Origin of the sequence: Leptospira dzoumogneensis (assembly GCF_004770895.1) — a bacterium.
Lineage (GTDB): Bacteria > Spirochaetota > Leptospiria > Leptospirales > Leptospiraceae > Leptospira_B > Leptospira_B dzoumogneensis.
In genome coordinates, this window is the sequence record NZ_RQHS01000005.1 from 139708 (window position 1) to 164338 (window position 24631).

Below are 24631 nucleotides of genomic sequence, written 5' to 3' on the forward strand. Positions count from 1 at the left end.
TATAAAATTATATTTCGCCGCTTTGTTTTAATTTTTGCACTAATTTGCGAGCAACATAACTCACTACCGTATCTACCGTATCGGAAAGAAGTATACTTTCGACTACTTTTTCCGACCAAATAACTTTTCCGGTATCGGAATCCACACAACGGATGCTAAAATTTATTCTTCCTGAAACGTCGGTGGTTGCGGAAGTTATATTCAGATCTTCGACTAAAATTAACCGATCGGCTTGTAAAAGTTTTCCCAGTTTTGAATAATCACGTCCTTGCGTTATTCCGGTCAAGGAAAGCTGGATTTCATTTATAACTTGATCCAATCTTCTCCTTTCCAATATTGAAATCCCATATTTTATGAAATTCTTATTAAGTTCGGAATAAATACTGGAAACAATCGGATCATCTTTAACGGATTTTGAAGTGACGATTAGAGCGTGATTATACTCATTCGTCGAAAAAAAGCGGGAAGCAAGTTCTTTCGATTCTCGGATGTCCTTGAATAGATCGTATTCGAACTGAGCAAATACGACTCTCATGATCGAATAGGTTTTATCCGATGTAGAGTGATCGAATCTATCCGTAAACGTTGAAAGAATGGGACCCAATAGTATGGGAGCTAAACCGAACAATATTCTATGATTTACGGAATATTTGTATGTTCTTATAGTCTTATGTTTTTCCTGATCATACAATTCGAAAGAGACAGATCCGTAAGTCCTATAAATTGCAGGAAACGTTCCTACAGTGAAGAAAAAACCGATCATGGTCAATAATGGAGGTTTCACGTCATCCACCATGGGAACGATCTTGATTTTTATATTAGAATTTGATGATATTAGGAACTTTTGGCTTTTTTGGAATTTTGAGATAATCTCCGTCGAAAGGTATCCGTCAAATTCATCTGTCGGAGTTTGACTCGATCCTTTATCATGCAGCATTTTAATAACCTCTTCTCTTGTAGGAGGGTTAAAATCGAGTCTGACTGGAAGGATCTCTTTGTTTGAAGGGGTACTATGAAAAATGGATTTTGCCCCATAGATATCTCCTTCAATATTCACATGATGAAGAAAGCAGGACGAAAAACAGAAAAGTATTAATAAGTAAAATAGGGATCTTCTCATTTTATCTGGGCACAATTTTCCAAAATGAGGAAATAAGATCATCTATGTTTTCTGCAAAGAGTTGATTCGGAGGTTAGTAATTGTACATAACCTGTAAATAACCCTGCGTAAATCCTGCTTACACAATGGATTTTATCCAAATCCAAGTAAAAATATGCCATAATGTCGTCCTATTACTCAACCAGACTAAAAATCCAGCTTTGAAATTTTTTTTCGTTTTTTGGTTGACTCTATTTGTGCTACGCACTACAAATGGATTGTGCGCCGCACAACGGTGTGCCAAGGAGCTAAAAATGGAAAAACAAATTCTAGATGTACTGAACGCAGGTCTTGGTTTGGTTAAAAGTGGACAAGAAGGTCTGGATAAAGCGAAAGCAGAATTTACTAAGAGTTTTCAAGAACTCGCAGCTAAAGGCGCTTCCGACAATTCCGAAGCATCTGTTCGCGTTCGTGAGTTCGTAGACAAATTCTTAAACGAAGCTAAAGAATTATCTACTGCTGCGACTAAAACCTACGAAGATTCTCGCGCTAAGGCACTTGAAGTTTATAACCAGATTGCAGAAGAAGCTAAGAAATTAGTTCCTGCTGAACAAATCGAAGCTATCAAGGCAAAATTTAGCGAAGTTACTGAGACAGTTAAGAAAACTGCTGCTCCAACTAAAAAAACTGCTTAATCAAAGCCTTTTGAACCTCCCAATATCGGCGGGAGATTCTTCCCGCCGAAAATTTTTTCCGATCCTTCTCCCTATAAGTTCCCTGTTTTTATTTTCGTGTTACGGTCCTGGTCTTAGCAAAAGATACGTCTGTAATTCTGAAAAAATACACAGTGATTCCCATTTTATATGTTCTTTATATAGGTTGTCGGACAACCCGACTGAAGAGGAAAATCGGCAATTCACGGAATGTATGGTGATAGCTACGATGTATGACGACCAAAAATGTGCTAAGGAATCCGATTTGGAACCTTGGTGGCTATAATTAGAAGTTTATGAAAATTTTATCTACCTTTCGCTAATTTCCTTATAAACTTTATACAATCTCTCTACTCCGAGTTTTGTTTCTTCTTCGGATGCGTTGGAGAAGTTCCATCTAAGATGATTTCTTTCCGGTTTGCCAACGAAGAAAGAAGATCCCGGAACTGCAGCGAGTCCTTTCTCCAAACATTTTTGAAAAAGTAGATCCGTATCGATCTCTTGTGGGAATTCCAGCCAGTAGAACAGTCCACCCTTAGAAATTCGTAATGGAAGTGAATTTCCAAAATTATTCTGCAAACAAACAAATGTATGTTCCGATTTCTTTCGGTAGGTTTTTCGGATCAAAGATAAATGTTTTTCGTATTTAGAAGAAGATACAAACCCGTAAACAAGTTCTTGATTTAGAGTAGGGGAATGTAAGTCCACGGATTGTTTTTGTACGATTAGATCTTTTAGGATCTTCTTAGGTGCCTTGATCCATCCTACTCTTAATCCGGGTGCAAGTGTTTTGGAGAATGTTCCGATAGAGATCGTATGTTCCGGACCAAGTTCACATAAGGAAGTCGGAAGTTTTTCTTCAAAGTATAATTCTCTATAAGCCGTATCTTCTAAGATCGGAACTCCGTTCTCTAAGAGTAATTTTGAAAGTGAATTTCGGATCTCCAAAGAATAAGAATACGAAGATGGATTTTGAAAATCAGGAATACAATAAAAGAATTTCGGTTTTTCGGAAGAACTCGCCAAAGCGTACTTTAATTCTTCGAGATCCGGACCTTCTTCCGTATAATGAATTCCTATAAATGTTGGTGCATAAGAAGAGAATACTTGGATTGCGCCTAAGTAACTAGGCCTTTCTAATAGAATGGCTGAACCTTCGTCTATAAAATATCGACTGAGTAGATCCAATGCTTGTTGAGAGCCGGAAGTCAAAAGAATTTCGTCTGCAGAAGAGCCCGGATAATATCGATCTGCGATCCAAGCACGTAAGTCGGAATGCCCCTGCGTGTCTGCGTATTGGAATAGTTTAGCGCCCTTTTTAGAAACGGAAGTTTCAAAAATATTTTTCAGATCTTCAATAGGGAACAAAGTATCATCAGGAAGTCCGCCTGCGAACGAGATCATTCCCGGTGTATCGATCACTTTTAATATATCTCTGGTCACGGACCCGGGAGTTCTTTCAATCCTTGTTGAAGATCTGAAAATTTCGGGACTATTTTCTAGAATTAACTTGCTCATCTTCTTATTTGGTTTATACATTAAATTAGGATTACCATACAGATACAGAAATCATTTTTATGACCGATACAGATCGACTTATCACTAAATATTCTAAGATCGCAAATTCTTTGATAGGAAGGATAGAATCAGGAGAATTTCCTCCGGGTTCTAAACTGCCTTCTCTTCGTAAGATCTGTTTATTCGAAGAGTGTAATCTCTCAACTGCCGTGGAGGCTTTTGGTATTCTACAAGAAAGAGGTTTTATCAGCGGAAGAGAAAGGTCAGGTTATTTTGTTCTTCCTAGGCCCGAATTGTATCCTAAATATAAATTGGAAAAACCGGTAAGAGTCTCGAATCCATCCGTTCCGGAAGAGGTGAGTTCTTTGATGTCGGAACTTGCGGATCCCGGTTTTATTCCTTTCGGTGCAGCGGTACCTGATCCTCAGTTTTTGCCGTACTCTTCTTTGCAGAAATCATATAAGAAATCCTTAAAGGACTCTCAGGTTTATAAATATTCGGATGCCGCGGGTATTTTAGAACTCAGGAAAAAGATTGCGATCCGTTCTTCCGGTAAGGAGAGAAGGGTCCGTCCGGAGGAAGTGTTTATCACCTTGGGTTGTTCCGAGGCGGCATTTCTGGCATTAAGTCTTTCCACAAAACCCGGCGACAAGGTCGCGGTGGAGAGTCCTCTTCATTTTGTTTTGTATCAAATTCTTTCCGAGTTAAAACTAAAAGCGATCGAGATACCTACGGATCCTTTAACGGGTTTGGATCTTCAATCTTACGTTTCCGTAATAAAGAAAGAATCTCCTAAGTTCCTGATCACCATTCCTACTTTTTCGAATCCTAGCGGAAGTCTTATGCCTTTAGGATCCAAAAAGGAACTTCTGAAAATTTCTTCTAAGTATGGTGTGAAAATTTTGGAGGACGATATCTATGGAGATCTGCAACATAACGGAGACATTCGTCCTTCTTCTTTATTGTCCTTGGATACGGAAGGGATCGTGACTCAGGTTTCTTCTCTTTCTAAATCCGTAAATCCGGGTCTTAGGATCGGTTGGATGATCAGCGATCAAATTAGAGTGGAGAATGCTAGGCGTCTTCGTTTAGTGGAAGCAATTTCTTTACCTGCGATCCCTCAACTTGCCGCTTCTTATTTTATAGGATCTCTAGCTCATGAAAGACATTTGAGAGAATTTAGACGAAGGTTGGGAGGTCTCGTACTTTCTTATGCGGATTCTTTTTTGGAATATTTTCCGAAGGGGACCAAGGTCGCCATTCCGAAAGGAGGTTTTCTTCTTTGGATAGAACTTCCTAAGGGAAAAGATTCTAGAATACTTAGATTCCAAGCCGCTAAGAAGAAGATCAGTTTAGTACCTGGAAATCTTTTTTCTCTTTCAGGTAAGTATGTGAACAATTTTAGGATTAATGCGGGAGTTCTAATGGGGCCGAAGGTCATCTCTGCCATCCAGACTCTCGGAAAAATCGCAAAAGAAATTTAGATTGTGGGGCCGTACAGGCTCGAGTTATTGTCCATTGAGAGTATGAATTTAGAAACAGAAATCCAACAACCTACCATTTTATGCGATCCTTCCGGTAAAGTGAATCGGAATGCGATCGGTTGGTCCAAAACTCCCTTACATAGATGTAATGTAAAAGGCCACTGGCTTCGTAAGAAAAAATGGAATTACTGGTGTTTTTACGATCAAAACTTTTTGGCTTCCTTCACTGTTTCGGATATTGATTACGCAGGTGTAATATTCTGTTATTGGTTGGATAGAAGGACCGGAGAATTCCAGGAAGCGACTGTGATCACCCCTTTTGGAAAAGGCACCTTGCTTGGACAAACTGTTTCCAGTACTGCTCGTTACGAGGGTAAAGAAGGATTTTTAGATTTCCAAGTCGACGAGGAAGGAAATTACAAGATCAAAGTAGATTTCCTAAAAGGAACAAACAAATCCATACAAGCGGATATTACATTAGATATTCCTAATCAATGGGAAAGTCTGAATGTTGTAGTTCCTTGGAATAGAAATCGTTTTCAATTCACTCATAAATTATTCGGATTAGGGGCAAAAGGAAAAGTTACAACTTCTTCCAAGTCATACGAGTTCGAGCCTAAAAGTTCATTCGGAGTCCTGGATTATGGAAGAGGTGTATGGCCTTATTTCAGCAAATGGAATTGGGCATCTATGTCTTATCGTCCTGGTGGAAATGAAATTTATGGAATGAACCTAGGTGGCGGCTGGACGGACGGAACAGGGACCACTGAAAATGCTCTTCTGATCAATGGTAGAATTTATAAAATCCCTTCCGTGATCGCTTTTGAATTCGATAAAAAAGATCCTAAAAAACCTTGGATGATCTATTCCAAGGAAAGTAAAGCGGTAGAGCTTGTATTCACTCCTGATTTTCACAGAAAAGCATATTCCAATATGGGTTTAATCTCTTCTAAAGTGGATCAGATGATCGGAAGTTTTGATGGTGTTTTCCGCATCGGCAAAAGTGAATTTAGGATTGAAGGCGGACAGGGCTGGGCAGAAGATCATATCGCCCGCTGGTAGGTTAGAATGATCCAACTTTCCGAATTTTCCACAGAACCTGACGAAGACCTTTCCAAAGAAAAAGCAGAAGAGCTTCGTCTCAAGGAATTGGAAAGGATAGAAGAGCTGCAGATCCGTCTTTTTGCAGGCAAAAAAAAATCTTTGCTTATCATTTTACAAGGAGTGGATGCATCCGGAAAAGACGGAACAGTCAAAAAACTTTTCTCCGCATTAAATCCTTTGGGCTGTACATGCAAGGCTTGGAAGGCCCCTACACAAGAAGAATTGAGTCGTGACTTTCTTTGGAGGATCCATAAAGAACTTCCTCCAAAAGGCTGGATCCAGATCTTCAATCGTTCTCATTACGAGGATATTTTAGTTCCGTATGTTTATGAAAGTTTATCTAAGGATAGGCTGAGAGATAGATTAGAGTTTATCGATTCATTCGAAGAATTTATATCCGAGGAAAACCATACTCATATCCTAAAATTCTTCCTGCATATTTCCCAAGAAGAGCAGATCAAAAGGATAGAAGATAGATTATCCAATCCTGAAAAAAATTGGAAGTTTGATCCAAGCGATCTAGAGGCCCATAAAAATTTCAAAAAGTACCAAGACGCTTATGAGTGGATATTCTCCCATTCCAAAGATCGTTTTCCCTGGGTGATCGTTCCTTCCGACAAAAAATGGTATAGGGATTATCTGATCTCTAAGGCAGTTCGTAAGGAATTGGAAGATATGGACCTCAAATATCCTAAGTTGGAAGTCCAACCGGACCGGATCTGACCCTATTTTCTTTTTCAATTTTTTCTAAATTTTTGTAATTTAGAGGTTGACCTCTATGGTGCGGTGCAATATGAATGGATTGTGCGCTGCACCAAAAGTGTGGCGGAAAAGGAGAGAAAAATGGAAAAACAACTGTTGGACATTCTTAATGCTGGAATCGGACTTTTGAAATCTGGACAAGAAGGATTAGACAAAGCGAAAGTGGATTTAGAAAAAACCTACGGAGAATTAGTAGCTAAAGGTGCTGCGGACAATTCTGAAGGTTCTGTAAAAATCCGCGAGTCTGTGGATAAACTTTTGAACGAGATCAAAGAAGTTTCCACTGTTGCCGGCAAAAACTACGAAGAAACTCGTGGTAAGATCGTTGAGAAGTACAACCAAATCTCCGAAGAGATCAAAAAACGCGTTCCAGAAGGCCAATTAGAAGCTGTTAAAGCTAAATTGACTGAAGTAGCTGAAACAATCAAAGCTACTGCAAAAGGAAAAGCTTAATTTCCGATCGAGCGGGCGAAGGGAAACCTCGCCTGCTAATTTCTTCCCCTTCCTCATTTTCCACTGCTTGACATTTTCTTTTTTCAGGTGTCTTTGCTAGGGATGTTCTCCCGCATAAATCCGGCCTCACCTTTTTTTCAGATATTAACTGTTCTACTTCTATTCTTTCTATCTTCTCAGGTTTGGTCCCAAACTACGGAACCTTCTCCGGATAAAACTATAGAACAAAAACCAAGTCCCATGAACGGACTTCCTCCGGAAAAAACTTCGAGCGGACCGAGCCAGACGGAACTCAGGGAAAAATTCAAGAACCAGATCAGCGGGTTCGCATTTGCCAGGTCGGAAAAATTTTATTCTTTTCAGATCGCGAGGATGTTGGATTCACAATGGGCGATCGGGATCAACGGTTATACTAACACTTATGTGAACCGTTTTGATAATGATACTGCTTATTCTTATTTTCTTCCACCTCATGATTTTTATGGAAGGTTGAGAAACCACCACGAGAAGTATTGGGGAGGAGCGTTATTCGTCCAAAGGTTCATTGCAGATTCTCCTTTTTTTGTTTCTCTTTGGTTGGGAAGGGAACATTACCAAAAGAACCAAACCGCTCTTTATTGGGAGTCCGCGGGTAATACATATCGTTTTGAAAAAGATTCTTATAGTTCCGGTCCAAGGAATTATGCAGGCTTTGGTGTAGGATTCAGATTCCAAACTATATCCGGTCTGTTTTTCGGCTGGGAAGGTGTATGGAATTGGTATACCCCTTATCATAATTCATTCTCAGTTTCAGATCTTTATTATTCGGACAGGACTGCGAATATTGGAGATCTATTATATAGAAAATATGCGTACCAGAATTCAGAAAGATTGCCGGGCTCTAGCTTCGGCCTGAATCTTTTTGTAGGCTGGGCCTTCTAATGAATTCGGATCCATTCCTTCTTCCTAAACCTTGGGTAATCGCTCATAGAGGAGACAGCGGAGAATATCCGGAAAATACGATGAGTTCTTTTCGAAATGCCTGGGAACTTAAGGCGGATTGGATTGAGCTGGACATCACCTATTCCGCTGACGGAAAAATTGTAGTCATTCACGATGATACTTTGGACAGGACCACGGATCAAAAAGGAGAAGTGAAACTTCTTCCATTTAATATGATCCGTAAGGCGGACGCAGGCTCCTGGAAAGACCAAAGGTTTAAAGGGGAGAAGGTGCCGGATCTTTGGGAGGTCTGGGACTATCTTAGGTCCAAGAATATCGGCCTGAATGTGGAGATCAAGTCCGGAGCCTACGAAGAGATACCGATCGAAACTCCTATAGAACAAGAACTCATAGACTATACAAAACGGAATTCTCTCTTTCATAAAACATTATTCTCTTCTTTCTGCTGGGACTCTTTGGTGAGACTCAGAGAATTATCGGTAGAGGCAAAACTTGGCATCTTGATCGGAGAAGAAACTTCTTCCTGGACGGAAGCCTTGGAGCTAGGTTTCAGATTGAACGCATTCAGTTTAAATCTTTCTGCAAAGGGTTTGGATAAGGAAACTGTTTCCAAGATCCAGAAAGAAGGTTTTAAGGTTTTAGTTTATACTTTGAATACGGAAGAAGAGTTGAAGTTCGGAATTGATTTGGGAGTGGACGGGATCTTCACGAATTATCCTAAAAGAATGAGATCCTTGCTTACTTGATCTCTACTCTTGCAAATTGGTCCAGTTCTACCTGCCAATGATCTATCATATTTTTTAGAACCGTTACTACCTTTTCGGAAGGAACATCGTAATTATCCGAAGAGAATGCGTCAGTCTCTTTGAAACCTTCCACATTTTTTAGATCTTCTCCTTCCGCTCTGAATCTATAGATCTCGAATTCTTCCGCCCCTCTCGCTTCTCCATTTTTGATGAAGAACGGTTTGATCAGGCTCATTCTATATTTTCCGAAACGAAAGCCCTGCAAAGATTGCAGGAATTTATAAGCTCCAAGAGCTAATTCCAATTTCATATGATCCGAATATTTTTCAGAACCTAAGAATGTAAGCGCGGAAGTTCCGCCGAATCCTAAATAGACTTCGAATTTAGATCCCTTTTCGTCTTGTACTTTGACTAGATCGATTTCTTTCAGCCTCTCGCCGAATAATGCGAATGCAGCCATTTTGATCTTTTCTTCTTCGTTTAATTGTGCGTCTGCAAGTATCGTTTTTACTTTTTCTTGAGGCGATTTGGAACAAGAAGTTAGTTGGAAGAAGGCCAGAAGGATCATCAATATATGAACATTTGTTTTCATAATAATTCCAAAACCGATCTGCCACATAATATGACTTATTTTCCGAAAAAAATCTATCGTTAAAAAATGCAATTTTGGCGTTCGAGCCTTCAGGAAACGATTTTTTATATAGATACGATACCCCTTCTTTATCCCTTAAGGCTCGGCTTTTCATCGTTAGCTTAAGTCTTTTTGTTTTACTATAATCGTCTAATGGAACATCCGTTATATGTCAGAGCTTTGGAAATAAATTTCCATATTTATTGAGAATCGGTGTAAAACGACTTAACGTTGCCTCGGGCGAAATAATCGATTATTTTAATTGTTAATCGTTAGCCGAAACAGGTCGTCCCTAAGACGAAGAAATTTATTAAAAAAACAGCAACCTAATACAAGTTTTGTCAAAAAATTTTACGCTGTGTTATACGGAAAATTAAAAACACTTTACTAACTTTGTAAGAATATAACTGTTGTTACGTCAGTTAACATTTATGAAACCAAAGAAAGTCACTAACGATGATTTGGAAAAGATCATCGCCGGGGTAAAAACTCAAGCTGTTGAAGCGATCGGTAATTACCTCTACAAAGGATTTCGCATTCAGGTTAGTAAATACAACCTGTCTGGGGCGGAGAGGGTTCAGCTCCTTTACCAAAGGAGAAGGAAAGAAGGTCTTTGTATCGTCTGCGGCACTAAAGTAGGTAAAAAAAATCCGTCTACTGGCAGGTTGTATCGCCTCTGTGAATTCCACCGGAAGAAAATAGATAAAAAAAAGTAATTCATAAAATCCGGGAAACGACTGATAATCTATATAGAGCTTAGCTCTGGTAGGTACTCTTGTTTTCCGGATTTTATTTTAAGGGCATACATTTTCTCTTTTTCTCGAATGCTTCTTCAAAAGTGTTCTGCCTCTCCCGAATCCTAGTCTTAATCCTTCTTATTTTTTCATTCTCCTTCTCCGCATTCGGCCAAGGGGAAAATCCTTCCAAACAAGGACCTTCCGATCCTGACATTTTGTTTAGGATCGCCGAAGAAGCATATAAGGACCGCCGCTTTTACAAGGCAGCGGAAAGTCTTCGTAACTTCTTGGTTCTCTATCCTGGAAATTCCAAAAAAAATAGGGTACTCGGCCTTCTCAAAGATTGTTTTCTGAAGTTGGATCGTCCCGAGAAAGCTTTAGAAGTGAGTCTGGACCTTTATAAAATGGAACCCACAGGAGAATTGGGGTTAGAATCCTACTTGGAAGCCGGGCGCCTACTGGCCAAGATGGGAGAAATCGACCAGGCGAAGCAGATTTTCTCCTCTATTTGCAGACAATCTTACTCCAGAGCAATGGCAGAAAAGGCCGCCCTGGAATTCTCCGGTATCGATCTACTTTCGGATGGGGAAGAATCTTCTCCGGAAGGGGAATCTTGCCGCGAAAAATAAGGAAATACTCGGATTTCAGTCCGAATTCCCTCATCGCGAGCCGATACTAGTTTGTAGTTGAATTCCCACGGAAGAAATTTTTAATCTCTGGTAAGTATGTCCAACGGCTTCTTTCAAATCGTGAATTACCCGAAAGGGTCCTATGTCATCGTCGAAGGCAAGAAAGAAGCCCATAATTTCTTTATCATCCGACAAGGCAAGGTCAGGGTCACCCGCGAAAACCAAGTAGTAGGTGAGGACCCGAATCAACTTTTGGGACCTGGAGATTTTTTCGGAGTGGTTGCTGCAATGAGCCAGCACGCTCAGATCGAATCCGCGATCGCTCTTACTGATGTTTCCTTAATTCAGGTAAGTTATGATCAGTTCGGAACTCTGATCCAAAAAAATACTCCGGTAGCAATGAAGATCATTCGCTACTTCTCCATGAAACTCAGACAGTTCGACTCAACGATCACTCGTCTGTCCTTCCGTACTGCAGTAGAAGAAGATCCGAATCAGTTGTTTGCGATCGGAGAATATTACTTCAATCAAAAGAATACTCTTCACGCCGCGTACGCTTTCCAAAAATATCTACAGTATCTTCCTAACGGCCAATTTGCCACTCAGGCAAAACTAAAATTACAGACTGTTAACCAACCGGTTGCTCCTCCTCCGATAGATTATACAAAATTCAACCGTTCTTACGGTGATAACGAGATGATCTTTTGCGAGCACGAGCCTGGCAGAGAATTATATATCATCCAACATGGGAGAGTTAAGATCACTAAGATCGTGGACTCTAACGAAGTGCTTCTCGCGGTTTTACAAAGCGGGGACATCTTCGGAGAAATGGCATTATTAGATAATAAACCTAGATCCGCTTCCGCAATTGCTTGGGGAGAAGTTCAACTACTCGCGATTAACAAGGCAAACTTCGAAGGTATGGTTAAGGCCCAGCCTCAATTGGCGACTAGGTTGATCACTCTTCTTTCGGAAAGGATTTGGACCGCTTATAAACAGCTTGCTAACTTGCTTATTTCGGATCCTCAAGGAAGGGTAGCTGATACATTACTCACCCTTGTGGAGAAAAACAGAGTTAAGGTTATTCCTAAGTCCACCTACAATTTCGAGATCGGCACTAAAGACTTGATCAAGATGGTTGGATTGACTTATCCTAAGGATGAGAACCTTGTTCTGGATCTGATCTCCAAAAACAAATTTATCAAATTGGATCAGGGAAAAATTTCCTGCACGGATCTTGTGGAATTAGAAAAATTAGTACAAGCATTCCGCAAAAAATCCCAGATAGACGCTAAGATCAAAAAACGTGCCTAATTCAGATCGAGAGGACCGCTTACGTAAAGCGGTCCTTTGGCTCAAGAAAAAAGATCCTGTCACTCAAAAGATCATACAAACCATAGGGCCCTGCACTCATAAGATGATGGGTAATCCTTATTATGTTTTGATCCGTTCTGTGATCAGCCAACAGTTGTCCGTAAAAGCTGCAAGGACAATGGAGAATCGAGTCAAAGAATATTACGGAAATGGAAAACAATTCCCTAAGCCGGATATTCTTGTGAAACTTACCAAGCCTCAATTGAGAAAGGCAGGTCTTTCATTTGCGAAGATAGATACTGTTAAATTGATCTCCAAGGCATACTTAGACGGAAGTATTTCCGACAGAAAACTTTCTAAGCTAGATGACCAGGAAGTTTTGGAGCTTCTCTGCAGTATTAAAGGTGTGGGACCTTGGACCGCTGAAATGGTTTTGATGTTCTCTTTGGATCGCTGGGATCATTTTTCTTATAATGATCTGATCTTAAGAAAATCTATTGAGAATAATTACGGCATCCCAATGAATTCTAAAAAAGAAATTTTAGAATTCACCTCCGAATATTCTCCTTATCGTACTATTTTTTCTTGGTACTTATGGAGAGCGGCAGTAGGGGTTGAGAATTTATAAGACTTATTTGAAATTTTAAAATACCGAGCCCTGGTAATTTTGTTTGGGGCCCGGCGAGTTCAGATAAGAAAGGTTTATTTTTTAATAAGGAACAAAGTTTTTCCGAATTCACAACCGATATGCATCGGATCCTCTTTATTCGAAACGATCGAATCGAATGAGAGACCTTCCGCGGATTTGATGAATACGATTTTTATTTTTCCGACTTCTTTTAATCCGAAATCGCTGCCGGTGACGTTCGCTATCACTAAGGTATCTTGTTTGTTCGTTTCGGTCTTCCAAGTCCCGGTAATTGTTCCGAATCCGTGGCATAGATTAACTTCCATTTCGAATTTGGAATCCCGATCTAAATAAAGATAGGAAGGATAAAAATTTCCGGAGAGAGCTAGATCCGAAGTGTATTCTCCGATGAACCAATTGTTTTCGTCGGGTTGGATGGAGGATAAATAGCCGTCAAAAACGTATCCTTTAAATTCCTGATAAGAAACTAATACCCAGTTTCCAGTTCTTCGTTCGATTCTTTCCTGATCGTTCGCGATGACTGTTTGTTTGATTCGAGTCACCGGCGATAATGTCGGGATAAGTGTGATCGCTTTCGATTTAATTCCGGGTTTTTCGCGGAGAGTTAATCCTGATTTTGCCGTGACGTAAACGATTTTCGGATCATTCGCAGCCAGTGATCCGGATATCATAAAAAAGAGTAGAACTAAGATCGGCATACGTTTCATCGTGTACTCTTTTTCTTCTATAGGATTTGAAAACTTAGATATTGATCCCGGCTGCTTTACAATCCGCTTTGATCATGATCTCTACTAGTTCTTTGAACTTGACCTTAGGTTCCCAACCTAGTTTTGATTTTGCTTTTGCTGGATCTCCGATCAGAAGGTCCACTTCGGTGGGTCTATAAAAAGAAGGATCTACTTCGATCAAAAGTTTTCCGTCCTTCTTATTATAACCTTTCTCTTGGTCTCCTTTACCTTTCCATTCTACTTGTATGTCCAGATGTCTAAAGGATTCTTCTATAAATTCTCTGACAGTATGTGTCTCGTTGGTTGCCACTACGTAATCATCCGGTTCGGACTGTTGCAGCATCATCCACATCATGTTTACGTAATCGGGTGCGTATCCCCAGTCTCTTTTTGCATCTAGGTTCCCTAAGTGGATCGGTCCCCCTTTTCCGGAAACAAGGCCCGCGACCCCAAGAGTTATCTTTCTGGTTACGAAACCTTCTCCCCTTCTTGGAGATTCGTGATTGAATAAAATTCCGTTAGAAGCATGTAATCCGAATGCTTCTCTATAGTTTACTACCGCCCAGTATGCGTATAATTTTGCGACTGCATAAGGCGATCTTGGATAGAATGGAGTTTTTTCGTCTTGAGGAACTGCCTGTACTTTTCCATACAATTCGGAAGTAGAAGCTTGGTAGAATCTGGACTTTACTCCTGTTTGTTTGATCGCATCTAAGATCCTTAAAGTTCCGACCGCGTCCACTTCTGCAGTGTATTCGGGAACTTCGAAAGAAACTCCTACGTGAGATTGAGCCGCTAGATTATAAATTTCATCCGGTTGGACTTTTTCCAAAACCCTGTTCAGGTTACTAGAATCGGTTAAGTCCCCATAATGTAGAAAAAGGTGAGGGTTTCCTCTTAGATGTTCGATCCGATCCCGGTTTAAAGAACTGGTTCTGCGAACGATCCCGTGTACTTCGTATTTTTTCTCCAAAAGAAGTTCAGTAAGATAGGATCCGTCTTGTCCAGTGATCCCTGTAATTAGTGCCTTTTTCATTCTGGAACCAAAAACCCCGGCTTTGTTATTGGGGCAAGAAGGATTAGATTGCCAAACTAGTCTGAAATCCCGATATTTGCAGTGCTTTTAAGAAGAGGTTTAGACTGTACCTTTTACCCAATTTTTCTTTCTAAATTCATAAATGAAAATCAAGGAAAGTGATGAGATCCATACGAATATCGCAGCCCAGATCCCAAGAGTTCCACCTTTCCATACGATCCCGAAAAGATAAGCCAGCGGAAGCATTACCAAATAGGTAAGAAGAATATAGATCCTAAAGACATAGTTCTGCAAACCAGCTCCTCTCAAAGCAGCGCCGATCACCATATGATATGCGTCCCCGATCTGGATGACTCCCAATAATAAGAGTACAGGATAACATTCCTCGACTAATGCTTGGTCTCTAGTCATAGCATACACGATGATTTTTCCTAAAAAAATAAAACATAAACCTATAAAGCCCATCACATGTGCCGAAATGAATGCGGAACGAAATGCAGAATGATAAGCCAGTTTGTATTTTTTAGCTCCCATTGCTTGGCCTAGGATCGTTGTGGCCGCCACTCCAAATGCGTATCCGGGCAAGAATGCAAAGCTCAAGGTAGAAAATAGAACATTGGATGCAGCAACTGCGAGTATAGAGACCAATCCCTGTATCTTGGAAAAGATCACGAATGCAACATTGACTAATCCTTCTTCAAAGCCCGGAGGGATCCCTACTTTGAAAATTTCAATTAAATGTTGTTTGCTCGGGAGAAGGTTTACTCCTTCGAAATATTTCCCTAGTTTATAATAAAAAAAGAATATAGGAAATACCAATAACCCCGCTAATCCGGCTATGGAAGAAGCAAGTCCGGCTCCTCCTATCCCCATGGGAGAAAATCCTAGGTTTCCGTAGATCAATATCCAGTTAAAGATTATGTTTGCGATCGTAGTTACCGCCATGGAAACAAAACCTGCCTTGGTTAATCCAAGACCATCCATAAATCCTCTGAAACAGAATCCCAGAAAATAAAAACCGCTGCCTATAAATCTAAAATATAAATAATCCGTTCCGAGTGCATTGACCGTTTTTTCAGGGCCGATCCAAAACATGATCCATTCCGAGACCCAAGGTCCTGATATAGATAAGAAACATCCTAAAAGTACGGAAAGATAAAGTGTAGAAACTCCAACTTTTCCGATCTCGGATCTTTTACCTTCTCCAAATCTTCTTGCTACTATGATCTGTACTCCCATCGAAAATCCGATCAGGAATGCAACAAGAGTGTAATAACAAGTTCCGCCTATACCTATGGCAGCGATCGCATTTTGGCCTAGATAACCTACCATAACGGTATCCGTAATCCAAACCAAAGATTGGCTGAGCATTCCGAAGACAACCGGCAATGCTAAGGAAAGGATTTTAACGTTCAATCGGCTGGGGCGATATAGTTTGAGTATTTTTTTATGTAAAGAAGCCAAGTAGTTTCCAGCTTTGAGAGGAGGGTTATGCAAACAACATTTTTTCCACGAAAAACGATTTATCCCGGTAACGATAGAGTTAAGATGACTTAAAAGCGTAGAAGAATACATGGATTCGAATCTAGGATTTGCCGATCTTCATAATCATCTATATGGTAGTCTGAAACCTGAACTTCTCAGGCAGATTGGAATAGGTAATCCTTCTCCTCGTTGGGAAATTTTTACAAAACCTTTCCAAGAACTTTACGGAAAGCCCATCAATACCCAAACATTCTTCGAAGATCATAAGTCTTTGGAAGATTTTAAGAAGATCTATTTATTCAATCATCAGGGACCTTTTCCCGAATTCCAGGCAAAGTTCAATCTGATCATTGCACTTTCTAAATTCGATCCTCAAGAGATCAAATTTGTATCTAAACATATTACCAAAGACCAATACGAAGAAGGTGTTGTCTTCGGAGAATATCGTATCATGTATTCTCCTCTGGATACTTATGAGGGAATTTATTCCAAAACTTTAGCTGCTTGCGAGGGTTTTGAAGAAGCGGAATCGGAACTTTCCGGAAAGGCAAAATCCCGTTTAGTAGTTTCCTTACATAGGGACGGAGAAGTTTTTAAAGAATACGAAATGTTAAAAGAGATGATGGAAAAAGATCCTCTCATCAAAAAGTATCTAGTCGGTTTAGATTTTTGTTATATTGAAGAAGGTTTTCCTCCCAAAGGTAAACGGGAATTCCTAAAAGAAGTCCAAAAAGATAATATTGCGGAAACTTCTACGGCACTTACGGTTCTCTATCATGTGGGAGAATCTTTTCTGGATAAAACCCTTCTTTCCGCATCTCGCTGGGTATTGGAAGCGGCGGAATGGGGAGCACATAGACTCGGACATGCGATTGCAGTAGGTTTGGACCCGAATGCTTATCTTGGAAAAAAAGTTTTAGAGTCTGTTTCCGAAAGAGAAGACACTCTCAGGTTCCAATTGGATCATTGGGAAGAAATTTCCAAATACGGAGAATTACCTCCCAAAAAAAGATTGGAATCCGAATTGGATTCGATCCGACATAAGGAGAAGCTGGAAATTTCCGTTACTGAAAACCTGGTCTCTGAAACAAAGGCATTTCAAGAGTATTGTATGGATCGGATCAAAAATACGAATGCGGTCATAGAGTCCTGCCCTAGTTCCAATGAGTATATTGGAATGGTCCGGGATAAAGCTCATCATCCTTTAGTGAGATTCGCTCGTAACGATCTGAAATTTACGATCTCGACTGATGATCCTGGAATTTTCGGAACTAGTATTAAAGAAGAATATGATAAGGCCGAAAGTTTAGGATTGGATACCGAACTTTTGGAAAAGATCAGAAAGAACTCTTTTCTATATACATCCGAAATTCTTTCCGGAAGGATAGTATCAGAACAAGGAGCAGTCCTCGAAAAATGAGATCTTTTTATAGATTAAACAAGTTCCTTGCTCTTTTTATACTTCTTACATTTTCTTTTCCCGTATTTTCTCAGAACCAAAGTGATTTTTCGGATCCGTACGATTATAATTTAAGAAATTATAAGGATGAAAAATCTCCCGATGGATTCAGGGAATATTCTCTTCCTCCTAAAATGGACAAACCGACATTAGTAAGTCCAAAGAATGTGCAGGTTCCTTTCCAAACAGGTCTACCTACTTCTTCAGGAAGCCAAGGAACCAGAAGAACTACCAATCCGGTGCAAGGAAGAGCAGATGACGGGCTTTTTAATCCGATCACTGGAGAAGTAAATACAGAAGCTTTACAGAGACAACAAGACCAAGCAAGAGATCGCAAAAGAAAATTAGAAGAGTTCGGTCACGATCCTCAACCTTATACCGAATCTAGGCTTCGTCGTTTTTCGATCATATTTTTTATGACATTACCGATTGCGGCGGGTGTAGCCTATGGAGCTTTATCAGCTGCAGAACCGGGTTATCAAAAAACATTCGAGGGAGGATGGATCGTGTTCGGTGTAGCTTCTACCCTGGCTCTTGCAAATGCTTGGTTGGATTTAAGGGATTATGATCGAATGAAGTTGGAGAACCAACCGCAAAGCCCTAGTCCGAATCCTACTGTGCCGGATAAACTTTCCGAAACGATACATCCCAGAGCGATCCCGGGATATGGATTGTATTCCAGAAATTTCGAATATAGAATGGAATTCGAATTTTACAATTCTCGTTTCTAATAGAACATGAGCCCATTTTTAGATCCTCAGGTGCGGATAAAGCTAGTTTCCGAATGGGGAAGGATCTCACTCTTCTTCGAAGAAAATATCAAACCGACTTTAAGATTTATATTTGGCGTATTAGGGATTATTTCCCTTTTTATACTGATCTTTCTTTACGGATTTTATTATCCGCCTGAATGGATCCATCCACTTCGTTTAGTTACCATGACCATAGTTTGGTATTTGGTAATTTATGAACTTTTAAGTTTTATATTCACTTTAACACCGTATAAGGCGTATTTAAAATTTCATAAAATAGAAGCCTTGGTAGTCTTAATCGTACTCTTACAATTCTTCTTTGAGGAAAAAATAGAATCTGTTCTTTCCCAGCAAAAAACGGAAGAAGTTGTACTTTTGTTTTTATCCTTAAGCCAATTGACCCTGGCATTCGGAGGGTTTGCGCATTTTTTAAGAAGGGCCAGGCTTTCACTCGGAAAAATTTCTCCTTCATTGGTGATGACCGGAAGTTTTGCGATCCTCATTTTTTTAGGAACTGCTGCCCTATGTTTGCCTAGAGCGGAAGCAAGACCGATCCAATTAGTGGATCTTTTTTTTACTGCGGTAAGCGCGGTATGTGTCACCGGCTTGAGCACGATAGATGTTTCTCAGGATCTGACCGGGACAGGACAAGTGATCTTGATGGTACTTGTACAACTTGGCGGTTTAGGACTGATGACATTGACGGTATTCTTTGCATTAGTTTTAGAAGGACAGGTTTCCGTTACGGAAAAGCTGATCGTGAAAGACTTATTCAGTCAAGAGTCCATAGGAAGAGCAGGTTCCATCTTAAAACAGGTTGCCTACCAAACATTTGCGATAGAAGGGATCGGTTCTATCTTTCTATACTTAACATTTCCGAAAGAATTGGGGCTTACTCATAGAGAACTTATTTTCCAATCCGTATTTCATTCCATAACAGGATTTTGTAATGCAGGCTTTGCACTTTTTCCCAAAGGATTAGCGGAGCCCTATTTCAAAGAGTCTTATTCGTTTCTTTCCATAATGATGATATTGATAGTATTCGGCGGTTTAGGTTTTCCCACTGTAAATCAACTTTTAAAGAAGATTAGATTTGATGGAGAATCTTTTAGGTATCGTTTTTCCCTGGGCTCAAAACTGATCCTGATCACTACATTATTCTTATTACTCTTCGGTTGGATATCCTACTGGGTTTTAGAAAGGAATTTTAGTTTGAAGGACTTGAACTGGTATGATCAGGCATTTCATTCTTTATTCTACTCGGTCACCACAAGGACCGCCGGATTTAATACCTTGGATATTTCTTCTATGGGGATCCCGATGGTGTTCGTGAGTTTATTTTTGATGTGGGTAGGCGCTTCTCCAAACTCCACCGGAGGAGGGATCAAAACGTCTACATTGGCGCTTTCAGTTTTACAGTTTTATCAATTTTTCACAGGAAAAGAAAGAGTGGACGTATTCGGAAGAACGATCGCGGAAAATTCCCTATCCAGGGCTTCAGTAGCGATCGTACTTTCCATGTTTATAATATTTCTGGGGATCTTATTTCTCATCTGTTTCGAGAAACCTTTTCCTTTTCTGGATATTTGTTATGAAGTAGTTTCCGCGTATGGAACGACAGGTTTAACTCGAGGGATCACTTCTAAATTTGAGACCTCCGGAAAACTACTTTTATGTTTTGTAATGTTTGTGGGAAGGGTCGGCGTTCTAACGGTATTATTGGCTTTTGTTCCAAAACCCAAGCCCAGAAGATATTGGTATCCTGAAGAATATGTCGTGGTCGGTTAAAGGAAGGTTCGGATGAGAAAGAAAAGGATTGCAGTCATTGGCCTGGGAGATTTCGGAATAGAACTCGTAAAAAGACTTTATGAAGACGGGCAGGAAGTCACGGCAATCGATCAGGACAAAAACAAAATAGATCGTATCAGAGAATTTTCTACCTATTGTGTCGCGATAGATTCCACGGACGAATCGGAATTGAAAGAACACGGTTTGGATGAAATGGATGCAGTGGTTTTAGCGATCGGAGATAATTTCGAGAATCTGATCGTGACTGCGGATGCTCTAAAAAAGATCGGTGCAATCAATATATTCGCTCGCTATCAATCCGATCTGAACAAAAGGGTTCTGCAGATGTTGGGGATCGAGAACTTATTCAATCCGGAAGAACAAGCCGCTCATTCTATGGCGGAACAACTTGCAAATAGCAGCGTAAAAGGTGTTACATTACTCGGGCAGGATTATAGAATTTTAGAAGCTATGGTCCCGAAACATATGCAAGGTAAAACTGTACAAGGTGCAAAACTTAGAGAAGATTGGAACCTAAATCTGATCACAGTCAAAAGACCCAAAAAGACCAGAAGAAAATCGGACAAAAAAGACGAAGAAGTTTTAGGAATTCCTTCTCCGAATCTAATACTGTCTGAAGGAGATATTTTAGTTCTATTCGGAAAGGCGGAAGATCTAGAACAAATGATCGGAAAACGTTAAGTAAGTTTCTAAAACTTTTATACAAAATCACGTAAATTTGGATGAAAAGGATCCGATTTGGGAGTAAAATTACGTTCGATCCGGTCGAAAGAATATGATGATGAGAATTCCGATCCTTTTGCTATTATTAGGATGCAATTTTTGTTCTCCTCTCCAAGTAAAGTCCCAGGTAGAGGTAGAAAGATCGGATCATATCCGCTACTACGAAAAGACTTACGCATTCCTTCCATTTTTCGGGCAAGCGCCTCCCATTATCATCCGTGAAAACGAAGATCTGATCCGAGAAAAATTCGCGGAGAAGGGTTACAAAGAGGTGGATATCTCTAGAGCGGATCAATTAATACATTATGATATATTAATATTCCCAAGAGGAAGTGTGATCGATCATAAAACCGACCTAGGAGCTTTCGGGGGATGGACCAGTGCACGTGGGATGAGATATCATTCTTACGGCGGGACTTCCAGTAGATTAGCGGCGGTGCCTATTTTGGGAAGTGTGGGAGGATATTCTCCTTTTGCATTTATGGGAAATTTCGGGAATTCCAGGATTTCAGGCGCTAGCCCATATTACGAAAACTTTTACGATGTGATCTTCAAGCTGGTGATCTATGACGGAAAACGTTATAGGGGACTTCCTTCCAGCGTACTTTTAAAAGCAAATGTGGAAGGGGAAGGCAGATCAGGGCCGATGTTCGATGTGATCCCTTATCTAATCACCGGCTTTTTTAAAACATTTCCTAATTTCGCAGGAGAAAAAAACGAGATCATCTCCGAAGAAGAAGTTTGGAGAGGACATTGATCATCCCATAGGATACGGGATCTTTTTAGAAACTTCGTCTATCTTTTTCAAAATATCATCAGACAAGATTAGATCTGATGCCTTTAAACTTTCTTCCAATTGTTCTACAGTATTCGCTCCTATAATTGTGGAAGCCACATAATCGTGTTGTTTGGACCAAGCCACTGAAAGAGTAGTCACACTGATCCCTGCTTCTTTAGCAATTTCGATCAGTTCTTTTGTGGAAGCGAGAGTGCCTTCATTTAGAAAACGGTTTGCCATTCTTCTTTGTCTTTCCGTAGGAAGTTTTGCATAACGTGTGAATCTCGCGTTTTCAGGAGGAGTAGGTCCGTTATACTTTCCGGTCAATACTCCTCCTGCTAAAGGAGAATAGGGGAGAAGGCTGATCTGCTCTCTTCTACAAATATCGGAAAGAGAGTCTTCGAATCTTCTATTCAGAATGCTGAAATTGTTTTGGATGGATTCATATCTTGCGAGTTTATTCGTGCGGGAAACTTCCAGACTTTTCATGGTTCCCCAAGCAGTTTCGTTGCTACTTCCTATATACCTGACTTTTCCTTCGTCTATCAATTCGGTCAAAGCTTCTAATGTTTCTTCGAATCCGAAATCATGATCAGGCCAATGAGTTTGATATAAGTCTATATAATCCGTTCCTAGTCTTTTCAAACTTCCTTCGATCGCGACCTTGATATTTCTGCGATCTAATGCAGTCTTACCTTCTCTCACCGGAGGAGAGAACCATCCGTGTCCTGGGCCGCAGACTTTTGTAGCGATCAGGATGGATTCTCTCTTTTTTGTCTTTAACCAATTGCCGAAAATTTTTTCAGTAGCATGAACATACTCCGCTTCCGGAGGAACAGGATAGATCTCTGCTGTATCATAAAAATCTATTCCTGAATCGAAGGCCTTGTTTAAAATTCGATGTGCTTCCTTCTCGTCGCAACTGGAACCGAAAGTCATGGTCCCCATACAAATTTCGGAAACCACCATTCCAGTTTTTCCAAGCCTTCTTTTTTTCATTTTTACCTCTTTTATTTTCCTTCCGCCCAGGATTCTTTTCTAGGATCGGCTCCGCCGTATAAAATCCCTGTTTTAGGATCTTTTAAAGAAATACAAGGAGCCCCGAAGTCGTATTCCCATTTTTCTCTTTCTTTGACTTCGTAACCGAGAGCTTCGAGCGCATTTCCTTCTTTTTTATAGATCTCTTCTTCTAATTCTATTCTTCCCGGATAATATTTATGAGGAGAGAATGCATCCGGCCAGTTCAAGGACCTGAACCTAGGCGCGTTGACTGCTTCTTGAGGATCCATCCCGAAAACCACTAAATTTAAGAATACTTGGACCACTGCCTGGGTTTGCATGTCCCCACCCGGAGTCCCGAAGCTCATCCAGAATTTTCCGTCCTTAAATACCATAGACGCGTTAGGCGTAATTGTCGGCCTTTTTCCGGGAACCAAAGCTGACGGATGGTTCGGGTCTAAGCGGAATTGGGTCATTCTAATTCCTAATGTGATGTCACCTTCTATGATCGGGGACTGGGGAAAATCGCTCGGAGTTAAGGATAGAGAATTTCCTTTGGAGTCGATGATACTCAGATAAGTTGTGTCTCTCCCTATTTTTCCGGATTCGGTTCTTTCCCAAAAACCGGGAGTAAGATCAAAGAAAGATCCTTGGTTCATCGCAAGAGAGCCTTCTTTTTGAGATGCGATTTTTTTATCGCTTGCGGGAGATTCAAATAAGAAAGGATTTCCTGAAGGAGGAGTTTTTCCGAACGCTTTAGATTGCAGTAGTTTTCTTCTTTCTGCAGCATATTCTTTGCTGAGCAGGCCCTTCTCCGGAACGGAAACGTAAGCGGGATCTCCAAAATATTTTTCACGATCGGCCATTGCTAACTCGATCGCCTGGATCACAGTGTGAACATATTCCTTTGAGTTATGGCCCATTGATCTTAGATCGATACCGTCTAAAATTTGAAGAACGATCGGAACAACTGCACCTTGGTTCCAAGTTCGATTAGAGAAGATCGTATAAGGCCCATAATTTCCTTGTAATGGAACTTCCCAATCTGCGCTGTATCTGACCAAGTCCGATTTAACCATTGTGCCGTCATGTTCTTCATGAGCTTTTGCGATCTTATCGGCTATCGGTCCCTTATAAAAATAATCTCTTACTGCTTCCAAGGAATCGGCGCGGTTTTTACCGGAAGAAGAAGCGGCCTTCTCCGCTTCTGCCAGCTCTTTCAGTGTAGCGGATAATGCAGGTCTCTTGAATCTTTCTCCCGGATGAAGGGGTTTCCACCATTTGTCCCCCACATAAATTTTTGCATTATAAGGAAGAAGAAATTTAAGGCCTAATCTTTTAAAAACACCTATGTTCAGGTTTCTCATTAAGATCCTATGAACAGGGAAGCCTTCTTCTGCGATCTGTATTGCGGGCTTACTTACTTCTTCAAAAGATTTTGTGCCGTATTTTTTGAGAAGTGCAACGATCACATCCGGAGAAGCAGGAACCAATTGAGAAGAATATTTCAACATTGGAATGGAATCATGTCCTCTAGATCTAAAATATTCTATCGTAGCTTTTGCGGGTGCAGTCCCAACTCCTATATAACTATGGACTTTTTTATCCGCTTGGTCGTAATACAATAGCGGGGCCACTCCGGGAAAAGAAGCTTCTTCTCCTTGGGTCACATTCAGAACTAAAAGAGCTGCCACTCCTGCATCTGCGGCATTCCCTCCCTTTTCCAAAATTTCCAAGGCAGCTTTAGTCGCCAAAGGATGACCGCTTGCTACCATTAATTTGGAACCTCGGGCGGTAGGTCTTTCCGTATGATAAGGATCTTGGAAAGGTATTGTCTCTCCCGGTCGGGAAGTTGCATAATAGAGTATTACGAGAACTAGAACGATTACTAGGATCCCTGATAAAGAATACGTTAGGATTTTTTTCATGATCTCCTCTTCACAGCGAGAGTGATCTTTCTCTCTTACGAAAGAACGAGCAAGATCTTTTTCACTTGTAAGGTTCCGAAAGGAATAAACGGAATTTATAACTTTTAAATAGTTGTATAGTCCAATGATAAATAGGGAATCCGAAAGGATCTC

Annotated in this window: 25 protein-coding genes; 16 read left to right on the plus strand and 9 right to left on the minus strand. The window is 40.4% G+C overall.

Translation table 11 applies throughout. The features are described from left to right. Nucleotides 1-7: 7 nt before the first annotated feature. Together EHR06_RS01945 and EHR06_RS19335 are read right to left on the minus strand one after the other, a co-directional pair. A complete protein-coding gene (locus EHR06_RS01945; RefSeq protein ID WP_135755476.1) occupies nucleotides 8-784 on the minus strand; it encodes a hypothetical protein in 777 nt (258 codons plus the stop codon). 374 nt (nucleotides 785-1158) lie between these two features. Further along, nucleotides 1159-1281 (minus strand): hypothetical protein, encoded by a 123-nt coding sequence (locus EHR06_RS19335; RefSeq protein WP_279633352.1) that lies wholly within the window; start codon nucleotides 1279-1281, stop codon nucleotides 1159-1161. 132 nt (nucleotides 1282-1413) lie between these two features. On the opposite strand from EHR06_RS19335, the gene EHR06_RS01950 reads away from it, so the two are divergent. Then, on the plus strand, nucleotides 1414-1794 hold the full coding sequence (locus EHR06_RS01950) for a phasin-related domain-containing protein (RefSeq protein WP_086447874.1): 381 nt from the start codon (nucleotides 1414-1416) through the stop codon (nucleotides 1792-1794). Between the two features lie 327 nt (nucleotides 1795-2121). Here the strand turns inward: EHR06_RS01950 and EHR06_RS01955 are convergent, their stop codons facing one another. After that, nucleotides 2122-3330 (minus strand): aminotransferase-like domain-containing protein, encoded by a 1209-nt coding sequence (locus EHR06_RS01955; protein ID WP_244288466.1) that lies wholly within the window; start codon nucleotides 3328-3330, stop codon nucleotides 2122-2124. 59 nt (nucleotides 3331-3389) lie between these two features. Between EHR06_RS01955 and EHR06_RS01960 the strand changes: the two genes are divergently transcribed. From EHR06_RS01960 to EHR06_RS01985, 6 genes are all read left to right on the plus strand, one after another. After that, nucleotides 3390-4814 (plus strand): aminotransferase-like domain-containing protein, encoded by a 1425-nt coding sequence (locus EHR06_RS01960; RefSeq protein WP_135755478.1) that lies wholly within the window; start codon nucleotides 3390-3392, stop codon nucleotides 4812-4814. A 42-nt stretch (nucleotides 4815-4856) separates the two neighbouring features. Then, nucleotides 4857-5876 carry a DUF2804 domain-containing protein gene (locus EHR06_RS01965; RefSeq protein WP_135755479.1) on the plus strand — a complete coding sequence of 340 codons (1020 nt, stop codon included), beginning with the start codon at nucleotides 4857-4859 and terminating at the stop codon, nucleotides 5874-5876. Nucleotides 5877-5882: 6 nt separating this feature from the next. Next, entirely contained in the window at nucleotides 5883-6641 is a 759-nt protein-coding gene (locus tag EHR06_RS01970; protein WP_135755480.1) for a PPK2 family polyphosphate kinase, read from the plus strand. A 120-nt stretch (nucleotides 6642-6761) separates the two neighbouring features. Continuing rightward, nucleotides 6762-7133 (plus strand): phasin-related domain-containing protein, encoded by a 372-nt coding sequence (locus EHR06_RS01975; RefSeq protein WP_086447879.1) that lies wholly within the window; start codon nucleotides 6762-6764, stop codon nucleotides 7131-7133. Between the two features lie 102 nt (nucleotides 7134-7235). Then, a complete protein-coding gene (locus tag EHR06_RS01980) occupies nucleotides 7236-8054 on the plus strand; it encodes a hypothetical protein (protein WP_135755481.1) in 819 nt (272 codons plus the stop codon). Further along, on the plus strand, nucleotides 8054-8821 hold the full coding sequence (locus tag EHR06_RS01985) for a glycerophosphodiester phosphodiesterase (RefSeq protein ID WP_135755482.1): 768 nt from the start codon (nucleotides 8054-8056) through the stop codon (nucleotides 8819-8821). The genes EHR06_RS01980 and EHR06_RS01985 overlap by 1 nt, the downstream gene beginning before the upstream one ends. On the opposite strand, the gene EHR06_RS01990 is transcribed toward EHR06_RS01985, so the two are convergent. Then, entirely contained in the window at nucleotides 8814-9413 is a 600-nt protein-coding gene (locus EHR06_RS01990; RefSeq protein ID WP_135755483.1) for a hypothetical protein, read from the minus strand. The two genes, EHR06_RS01985 and EHR06_RS01990, sit on opposite strands and share 8 nt — an antisense overlap. Before the next feature lie 470 nt (nucleotides 9414-9883). Here EHR06_RS01990 and EHR06_RS01995 point away from each other — a divergent pair, with 470 nt between their 5' ends. The 4 genes from EHR06_RS01995 to EHR06_RS02010 all read left to right on the plus strand — a co-directional run bounded on the left by EHR06_RS01995 (nucleotide 9884) and on the right by EHR06_RS02010 (nucleotide 12760). Next, nucleotides 9884-10168, plus strand: coding sequence for an LIC10235 family protein (locus tag EHR06_RS01995; protein WP_010513869.1), 285 nt, complete (start codon nucleotides 9884-9886; stop codon nucleotides 10166-10168). Nucleotides 10169-10290: 122 nt separating this feature from the next. Then, nucleotides 10291-10818 (plus strand): tetratricopeptide repeat protein, encoded by a 528-nt coding sequence (locus tag EHR06_RS02000; RefSeq protein ID WP_244288467.1) that lies wholly within the window; start codon nucleotides 10291-10293, stop codon nucleotides 10816-10818. Nucleotides 10819-10914: 96 nt separating this feature from the next. After that, nucleotides 10915-12132, plus strand: a complete 1218-nt coding sequence (locus tag EHR06_RS02005; RefSeq protein WP_100705154.1) for a Crp/Fnr family transcriptional regulator — start codon at nucleotides 10915-10917, stop codon at nucleotides 12130-12132. Beyond that, the gene (locus EHR06_RS02010; RefSeq protein WP_135755485.1) at nucleotides 12125-12760 is read left to right on the plus strand and encodes a DNA-3-methyladenine glycosylase family protein; all 636 of its coding nucleotides are present in this window, start codon (nucleotides 12125-12127) and stop codon (nucleotides 12758-12760) included. Before EHR06_RS02005 ends, EHR06_RS02010 begins: the two co-directional genes overlap by 8 nt. Before the next feature lie 74 nt (nucleotides 12761-12834). On the opposite strand, the gene EHR06_RS02015 is transcribed toward EHR06_RS02010, so the two are convergent. From EHR06_RS02015 to EHR06_RS02025, 3 genes are all read right to left on the minus strand, one after another. Continuing rightward, nucleotides 12835-13488, minus strand: a complete 654-nt coding sequence (locus EHR06_RS02015; protein ID WP_135755486.1) for an SH3 domain-containing protein — start codon at nucleotides 13486-13488, stop codon at nucleotides 12835-12837. Nucleotides 13489-13522: 34 nt separating this feature from the next. After that, entirely contained in the window at nucleotides 13523-14545 is a 1023-nt protein-coding gene (gmd, locus tag EHR06_RS02020; protein ID WP_135755487.1) for a GDP-mannose 4,6-dehydratase, read from the minus strand. A gap of 99 nt (nucleotides 14546-14644) precedes the next feature. Then, complete coding sequence (locus EHR06_RS02025) at nucleotides 14645-16009, minus strand: MATE family efflux transporter (RefSeq protein ID WP_208757732.1); 1365 nt, start codon at nucleotides 16007-16009, stop codon at nucleotides 14645-14647. 109 nt (nucleotides 16010-16118) lie between these two features. On the opposite strand from EHR06_RS02025, the gene EHR06_RS02030 reads away from it, so the two are divergent. From EHR06_RS02030 to EHR06_RS02050, 5 genes are all read left to right on the plus strand, one after another. Then, the gene (locus EHR06_RS02030; RefSeq protein WP_135755489.1) at nucleotides 16119-17450 is read left to right on the plus strand and encodes an amidohydrolase family protein; all 1332 of its coding nucleotides are present in this window, start codon (nucleotides 16119-16121) and stop codon (nucleotides 17448-17450) included. Next, nucleotides 17447-18220 carry a hypothetical protein gene (locus EHR06_RS02035; RefSeq protein ID WP_135755490.1) on the plus strand — a complete coding sequence of 258 codons (774 nt, stop codon included), beginning with the start codon at nucleotides 17447-17449 and terminating at the stop codon, nucleotides 18218-18220. Before EHR06_RS02030 ends, EHR06_RS02035 begins: the two co-directional genes overlap by 4 nt. A gap of 6 nt (nucleotides 18221-18226) precedes the next feature. Further along, entirely contained in the window at nucleotides 18227-20029 is a 1803-nt protein-coding gene (locus EHR06_RS02040) for a TrkH family potassium uptake protein (protein WP_135755491.1), read from the plus strand. A gap of 12 nt (nucleotides 20030-20041) precedes the next feature. Then, on the plus strand, nucleotides 20042-20731 hold the full coding sequence (locus tag EHR06_RS02045; protein ID WP_135755492.1) for a potassium channel family protein: 690 nt from the start codon (nucleotides 20042-20044) through the stop codon (nucleotides 20729-20731). A gap of 100 nt (nucleotides 20732-20831) precedes the next feature. Further along, nucleotides 20832-21530, plus strand: a complete 699-nt coding sequence (locus tag EHR06_RS02050; RefSeq protein ID WP_135756076.1) for a DUF4136 domain-containing protein — start codon at nucleotides 20832-20834, stop codon at nucleotides 21528-21530. On the opposite strand, the gene EHR06_RS02055 is transcribed toward EHR06_RS02050, so the two are convergent. Next, nucleotides 21531-22550, minus strand: a complete 1020-nt coding sequence (locus tag EHR06_RS02055; RefSeq protein WP_135755493.1) for an aldo/keto reductase — start codon at nucleotides 22548-22550, stop codon at nucleotides 21531-21533. An 11-nt stretch (nucleotides 22551-22561) separates the two neighbouring features. Further along, nucleotides 22562-24478: a gamma-glutamyltransferase family protein gene (locus EHR06_RS02060; RefSeq protein WP_135755494.1), complete on the minus strand. Its 1917-nt coding sequence runs from the start codon at nucleotides 24476-24478 to the stop codon at nucleotides 22562-22564. Nucleotides 24479-24631 lie beyond the last annotated feature (153 nt).

What these genes read in the sequence shown, in the direction of transcription:
- EHR06_RS19335 (WP_279633352.1), bottom strand. Translation starts at nt 1,281, where the DNA reads ATGGCATATTTTTACTTGGATTTGGATAAAATCCATTGTGTAAGCAGG.
- EHR06_RS01950 (WP_086447874.1), top strand. Translation starts at nt 1,414, where the DNA reads ATGGAAAAACAAATTCTAGATGTACTGAACGCAGGTCTTGGTTTGGTT.
- EHR06_RS01955 (WP_244288466.1), bottom strand. Translation starts at nt 3,330, where the DNA reads ATGAGCAAGTTAATTCTAGAAAATAGTCCCGAAATTTTCAGATCTTCA.
- EHR06_RS01960 (WP_135755478.1), top strand. Translation starts at nt 3,390, where the DNA reads ATGACCGATACAGATCGACTTATCACTAAATATTCTAAGATCGCAAAT.
- EHR06_RS01965 (WP_135755479.1), top strand. Translation starts at nt 4,857, where the DNA reads ATGAATTTAGAAACAGAAATCCAACAACCTACCATTTTATGCGATCCT.
- EHR06_RS01970 (WP_135755480.1), top strand. Translation starts at nt 5,883, where the DNA reads ATGATCCAACTTTCCGAATTTTCCACAGAACCTGACGAAGACCTTTCC.
- EHR06_RS01975 (WP_086447879.1), top strand. Translation starts at nt 6,762, where the DNA reads ATGGAAAAACAACTGTTGGACATTCTTAATGCTGGAATCGGACTTTTG.
- EHR06_RS01980 (WP_135755481.1), top strand. Translation starts at nt 7,236, where the DNA reads ATGTTCTCCCGCATAAATCCGGCCTCACCTTTTTTTCAGATATTAACT.
- EHR06_RS01985 (WP_135755482.1), top strand. Translation starts at nt 8,054, where the DNA reads ATGAATTCGGATCCATTCCTTCTTCCTAAACCTTGGGTAATCGCTCAT.
- EHR06_RS01990 (WP_135755483.1), bottom strand. Translation starts at nt 9,413, where the DNA reads ATGAAAACAAATGTTCATATATTGATGATCCTTCTGGCCTTCTTCCAA.
- EHR06_RS01995 (WP_010513869.1), top strand. Translation starts at nt 9,884, where the DNA reads ATGAAACCAAAGAAAGTCACTAACGATGATTTGGAAAAGATCATCGCC.
- EHR06_RS02005 (WP_100705154.1), top strand. Translation starts at nt 10,915, where the DNA reads ATGTCCAACGGCTTCTTTCAAATCGTGAATTACCCGAAAGGGTCCTAT.
- EHR06_RS02015 (WP_135755486.1), bottom strand. Translation starts at nt 13,488, where the DNA reads ATGAAACGTATGCCGATCTTAGTTCTACTCTTTTTTATGATATCCGGA.
- gmd (WP_135755487.1), bottom strand. Translation starts at nt 14,545, where the DNA reads ATGAAAAAGGCACTAATTACAGGGATCACTGGACAAGACGGATCCTAT.
- EHR06_RS02030 (WP_135755489.1), top strand. Translation starts at nt 16,119, where the DNA reads ATGGATTCGAATCTAGGATTTGCCGATCTTCATAATCATCTATATGGT.
- EHR06_RS02035 (WP_135755490.1), top strand. Translation starts at nt 17,447, where the DNA reads ATGAGATCTTTTTATAGATTAAACAAGTTCCTTGCTCTTTTTATACTT.
- EHR06_RS02040 (WP_135755491.1), top strand. Translation starts at nt 18,227, where the DNA reads ATGAGCCCATTTTTAGATCCTCAGGTGCGGATAAAGCTAGTTTCCGAA.
- EHR06_RS02045 (WP_135755492.1), top strand. Translation starts at nt 20,042, where the DNA reads ATGAGAAAGAAAAGGATTGCAGTCATTGGCCTGGGAGATTTCGGAATA.
- EHR06_RS02050 (WP_135756076.1), top strand. Translation starts at nt 20,832, where the DNA reads ATGAGAATTCCGATCCTTTTGCTATTATTAGGATGCAATTTTTGTTCT.
- EHR06_RS02055 (WP_135755493.1), bottom strand. Translation starts at nt 22,550, where the DNA reads ATGAAAAAAAGAAGGCTTGGAAAAACTGGAATGGTGGTTTCCGAAATT.
- EHR06_RS02060 (WP_135755494.1), bottom strand. Translation starts at nt 24,478, where the DNA reads ATGAAAAAAATCCTAACGTATTCTTTATCAGGGATCCTAGTAATCGTT.